Origin of the sequence: Dietzia sp. B19, assembly GCF_014145155.1 — a bacterium.
GTDB lineage: Bacteria > Actinomycetota > Actinomycetes > Mycobacteriales > Mycobacteriaceae > Dietzia > Dietzia natronolimnaea.
This window is the reverse complement of the sequence record NZ_JAALED010000050.1, coordinates 1-4390: the sequence shown is the minus strand read 5'-3', so window position 1 is coordinate 4390 and position 4390 is coordinate 1. Positions and strand designations below refer to the sequence as shown.

The window sequence follows — 4390 nt, the reverse complement described above, 5'->3', positions numbered from 1 at the left end:
GCCCGCCGGAACACGGTCGGCGACGGCCTGGCGGCGCAGCCCCATGCGCTCGTAGGCGAGGGTGACCGCCACCCCCGCGAGCAGTCCGGCCACCGCCCAGCCGCCGAGGACCCACACCGCGTGCCCCAGGCCCGCGTCCCAGCTCGAGTCGAAGAACATGATCGACCGCAGTCCGAGGTAGGCCTGGTGCATCGGCTGGAGGTTGCCGATCGCGACGAACACCTGCGGCAGCATCTGCGTCGGGGTGGCTCCGCCCGACGTCGGTATCCCCAGCACCACGAACACGACCAGGTTGACCAACAGCCCGGCGTTCCCGATCGCCGCGATGATCGTGTGTGCACACACCCCCACCGCGACGATCACGAGGTTCGAGAACCAGAACATGTGCCACGGGTCGTACCCGGTGACCCCGATGATGTGGGCGACGAGAAGGCAGAGCCCGGACACGAGCGGGGCCGTCACGAGTGTGACCACCCACTTGCGGGCCAGCGTCTGGAGCCGGCCGAACGGGGCCACGTGCACGTGCAGCGCCAGAGGTCCGATCTCCAGGGGGATGAACCCGAGCCGGGCGTCGAGCACGGCGGAGATGATCATCGCCCCGGTGAAGCCCGCGAGGATCACGATCAGCGCGTAGAACATCGGCAGCGAGGCGTTCGACACCCCCTCCGGCAGCGGGTTCCACGCGGTCACGTCGATCCCGACCGGGTCCTGGAGTGCGAGGGTCGCGGCGGCGCCGATCGTCCTGCCCTCCGCCTCGGCGAGCAACTGTGAGTCGGCGAGCAACCTGGGGCCCATCCGGTCGCGGAACGACTCCTGCATCGCCTCGGCCATGGTGTTCATCACCTGGCTCGACACGATGGAGACGCGGGGCGAGTACTCGACCGTGACCCGCGCGGGCGCGGGAGGTTCCGCCGCATCCCCCTCTTCGGTGGCCGCCGCCTCGACCAGACCGACCACCCGCTCGCTCAGGTCGGCGGGGATCCTGATCGCCCCGAAGTACGATCCGTCACGCAGTCCCTCCTCCGCCGTCCCGGGGTCCACGACGTGAAGCCGGATCTTCTCCCAGTCGTTGTTCTGGAGCAGGCCGGCGGTGATCTGCGATCCCACGTCGAGGTCCCGCACGCCGATCGGCGTGTCCAACGAGGCTCCGCGGTCGGAGTCCACCACCGCCACGGGAATGTGCCGGGCGTGGGCCTGGGGATCCGCGGTGCCGCCCAGATACATGAACGACAGCAGGAAGAACAGTCCGCAGACCAGAACCACCGCGCCCGCCGAGTGTGAGGCGAACTCGCGGAAGCCGCCGGTGTGGCCGGAGTCGGTCATGGTGATCCTCATTCGTGTGGAACGCCGGTCGACCACACGGCCGACCGAGACGAAGTTACTCCTGCCACCGCGGGTATCGTGTACCCGTCCCCCGGAGCGTCCCCGCCCACGTCACGGGGCCGCCCGCAGGCCTGATCGCAGGACTGCCACCCGGGACGCCCGTCCCGTCGTCTCCCGAACCGGATCGAGGTCCCATGCCCGCCCTGAGGTCCCGCACCAGCACCGCCGGACGCAATGCGGCGGGGGCCCGCGCACTCTGGCGCGCCACCGGCATGACGGACGCCGACTTCGGCAAACCGATCATCGCGGTCGCCAACTCGTACACGCAGTTCGTCCCCGGGCACGTGCACCTGAAGAACGTCGGCGAGATCGTCGCCGAGCAGATCACCGCGGCGGGTGGCGTCGCGCGCGAGTTCCACACCATCGCCGTGGACGACGGCATCGCCATGGGTCACGCGGGGATGTTGTACTCGCTTCCCAGCCGCGAGATCATCGCCGACTCCGTCGAGTACATGGTCAACGCGCACACGGCCGACGCCCTGGTGTGCATCTCGAACTGCGACAAGATCACGCCGGGGATGCTCAACGCGGCGATGCGTCTGAACATCCCGACCGTGTTCGTCTCCGGCGGCCCCATGGAGTCCGGCTTCTCGGTGGTCGTCGACGGCGTGGTCAAGGCCGGTTCCGACCTCGTCACCGCGATCTCCGCCTCGGCCAATTCGGCGGTCGACCAGGAGGGCCTCGACGCGATCGAACGCTCGGCCTGCCCCACCTGCGGTTCCTGCTCGGGCATGTTCACGGCCAACTCGATGAACTGCCTGACGGAGGCCCTGGGCCTGTCGCTGCCGGGCAACGGCTCCACTCTGGCCACCCACAGCGCACGGCGCGAGCTCTTCGCCGAGGCCGGCCGGGTCATCGTGGACCTCTGCCACCGCTACTACCGGGACGACGACGCCTCGGTCCTGCCGCGGTCGGTCGCCACCAAGGAGGCCTTCGCCAACGCCATGACGCTCGACGTGGCCATGGGCGGGTCCACCAACACGGTGCTGCACATCCTCGCCGCCGCGCAGGAGGGTGAGGTCGACTTCGATCTCCACGACATCGAGCAGATCTCCCGTCGGGTGCCGTGCCTGGCCAAGGTCGCACCCAACTCGGACTACTACATGGAGCACGTCCACCGGGCCGGTGGCATCCCGGCGATCCTCGGCGAGTTGTACCGCGGCGGTCTGCTGGAGACGGACGTCCACTCGGTGCACTCCCCCTCTCTCGAACAGCACATCGCGGACTGGGACATCCGCAGCGGTACCGCCACCGAGCAGGCGATCGAGCTGTTCCACGCCGCACCCGGCGGGGTCCGCACCATCGAGCCGTTCTCCACGGACAACCGTTGGGAGTCGCTGGACACGGACGCCGTGGACGGCTGCATCCACTCGGTCGAGCACCCGGCCACCGCCGAGGGCGGGCTGGCCGTGCTCCGCGGCAACATCGCGCCGGACGGATCGGTCTTCAAGACCGCCGGCGTGTCCGAGGCGAACTTCCACTTCAGCGGCCCGGCGCGGGTCGTGGAGTCGCAGGAGCAGGCGGTGTCGGTGATCCTGGACAAGACCCTGCAGCCCGGCGAGGTGCTCGTGGTGCTCTACGAGGGCCCGGCCGGCGGCCCGGGCATGCAGGAGATGCTCCACCCCACCGCGTTCATCAAGGGCGCCGGCCTGGGCACCAGGTGCGCCCTGATCACGGACGGCCGCTTCTCAGGCGGCTCGTCGGGACTGTCCATCGGGCACATCGCCCCCGAGGCCGCCGCCGGCGGCCCGATCGGGTTGATCCGGGACGGAGACGTCGTGACGATCGACGTGGCCACACGATCCATCTCGGTGGAGGTCGACGACGACGAGCTGGACCGTCGCCGGGCCGAGAAGGGACCCCTCCCGTGGCGTCCGGTCCACCGCGAGCGGGAGGTCTCCACCGCGCTGCGGGCATACGCCTCGATGGCGTCGTCCGCGGACAAGGGTGCCGTGCGGATCCTGCCGGGCTGACCTCCACGGCCCGCCGCCGCGGTCAGCCCGCGGTGACCGCCGGGCTGTCGGTCGTGGACATCAACGGGTTGCTGCCGTTGAGCAGGTACCAGATCACCCCTGCCGCGATCACGGCCAGCAGCAGCCAGATCACTCCGCTGAACCGGGGGCGGTGCGACCACCGCCACCTGCGGTCGACCGACCAGCGTCCGGCTCCCGCGAAGAGGAGTGCGAGCAGGGCGGCGACGTACAGGATCGACGTCTCGAGCCCACGGGTCGTCTCGCCGAGGAGCGGCACGGGGTCGTCACCGGTCAGCCGGACCGCGAGACCCAACCCGACCAGCCCGAGCAACCCGGCCGCCGCGACCGGCGTCGCCAGGCCCACGACGAGCAGGATCCCCGCGACCAGCTCGACGACCCCGCCGGCGATCGCGAGCAGTCGCGCCTGCTCGAAACCCGACTCGGTGAGGGTCTGCGTGAATCCGTCGAGTCCCGGGCCGCCGAACAGGCCGAAGAGCTTCTGCAGACCACGCATGGCCAACAGGACGCCCACCGCGAGTCGGAGGAGGAACAACCCGAAATCGGTCGTGCCGCGCCGGGAGATCTCGTCGCGGGGGGCGGGGTCGATCGTCGTGGGCTGGTCGCCGAACGGCAACGGCGCCGACGTGTCGTATCCCCCGGACTCGGAGAACTGCGAGTAGTCCGTCCGACCCGCCGCGGGGAATGCCGTGGTCGCCGAGTCCGCGGTCCCCGTGCCGGAACCGGCCCCCGTCGCGTTGGGGACGTCGAGCGGGTAGTCGACATCGTGGATGATCTCGGTTCGGGCGTCGTCTCCGGGCTTTGAGGAAGTCACCATGCGACCATAGGCCGCTTCCCCGGCACCCGCACCCAGGACACGGCGCACCGTAGGCTTGTCGCCATGAGATCGCTCTCGCTGCTGGTGGTCCTGGCCGTCGCGACGGCCGGGTGCGCGAGATTCGACGACCGTCTCGCCGCGCCCTTCACCCCCGCCCCCGGACCGGGGATGGGCGCGGCACCGCCGTCCAGCCCCCCCG

The 4390-nt window shown here is 70.3% G+C and carries 3 protein-coding genes; 1 reads left to right on the top strand and 2 read right to left on the bottom strand.

Going from position 1 to position 4390, the window contains the following annotated elements; genetic code table 11:
- Window positions 1–1323, bottom strand: a 1323-nt coding sequence (locus G6020_RS02170; RefSeq protein ID WP_182609520.1) for a DUF3533 domain-containing protein, incomplete at its 3' end; no start/stop codon positions are given.
- Window positions 1324–1517: 194 nt separating this feature from the next.
- Between G6020_RS02170 and ilvD the strand changes: the two genes are divergently transcribed.
- Window positions 1518–3356 (top strand): dihydroxy-acid dehydratase, encoded by a 1839-nt coding sequence (gene ilvD, locus G6020_RS02165; protein WP_182609519.1) that lies wholly within the window; start codon window positions 1518–1520, stop codon window positions 3354–3356.
- 22 nt (window positions 3357–3378) lie between these two features.
- Here ilvD and G6020_RS02160 read toward each other — a convergent pair whose 3' ends face one another.
- Window positions 3379–4191 (bottom strand): DoxX family protein, encoded by an 813-nt coding sequence (locus G6020_RS02160; protein WP_182609518.1) that lies wholly within the window; start codon window positions 4189–4191, stop codon window positions 3379–3381.
- Between the last annotated feature and the right edge of the window lie 199 nt (window positions 4192–4390).

What these genes read in the sequence shown, in the direction of transcription:
- ilvD (WP_182609519.1), top strand. Translation starts at nt 1,518, where the DNA reads ATGCCCGCCCTGAGGTCCCGCACCAGCACCGCCGGACGCAATGCGGCG.
- G6020_RS02160 (WP_182609518.1), bottom strand. Translation starts at nt 4,191, where the DNA reads ATGGTGACTTCCTCAAAGCCCGGAGACGACGCCCGAACCGAGATCATC.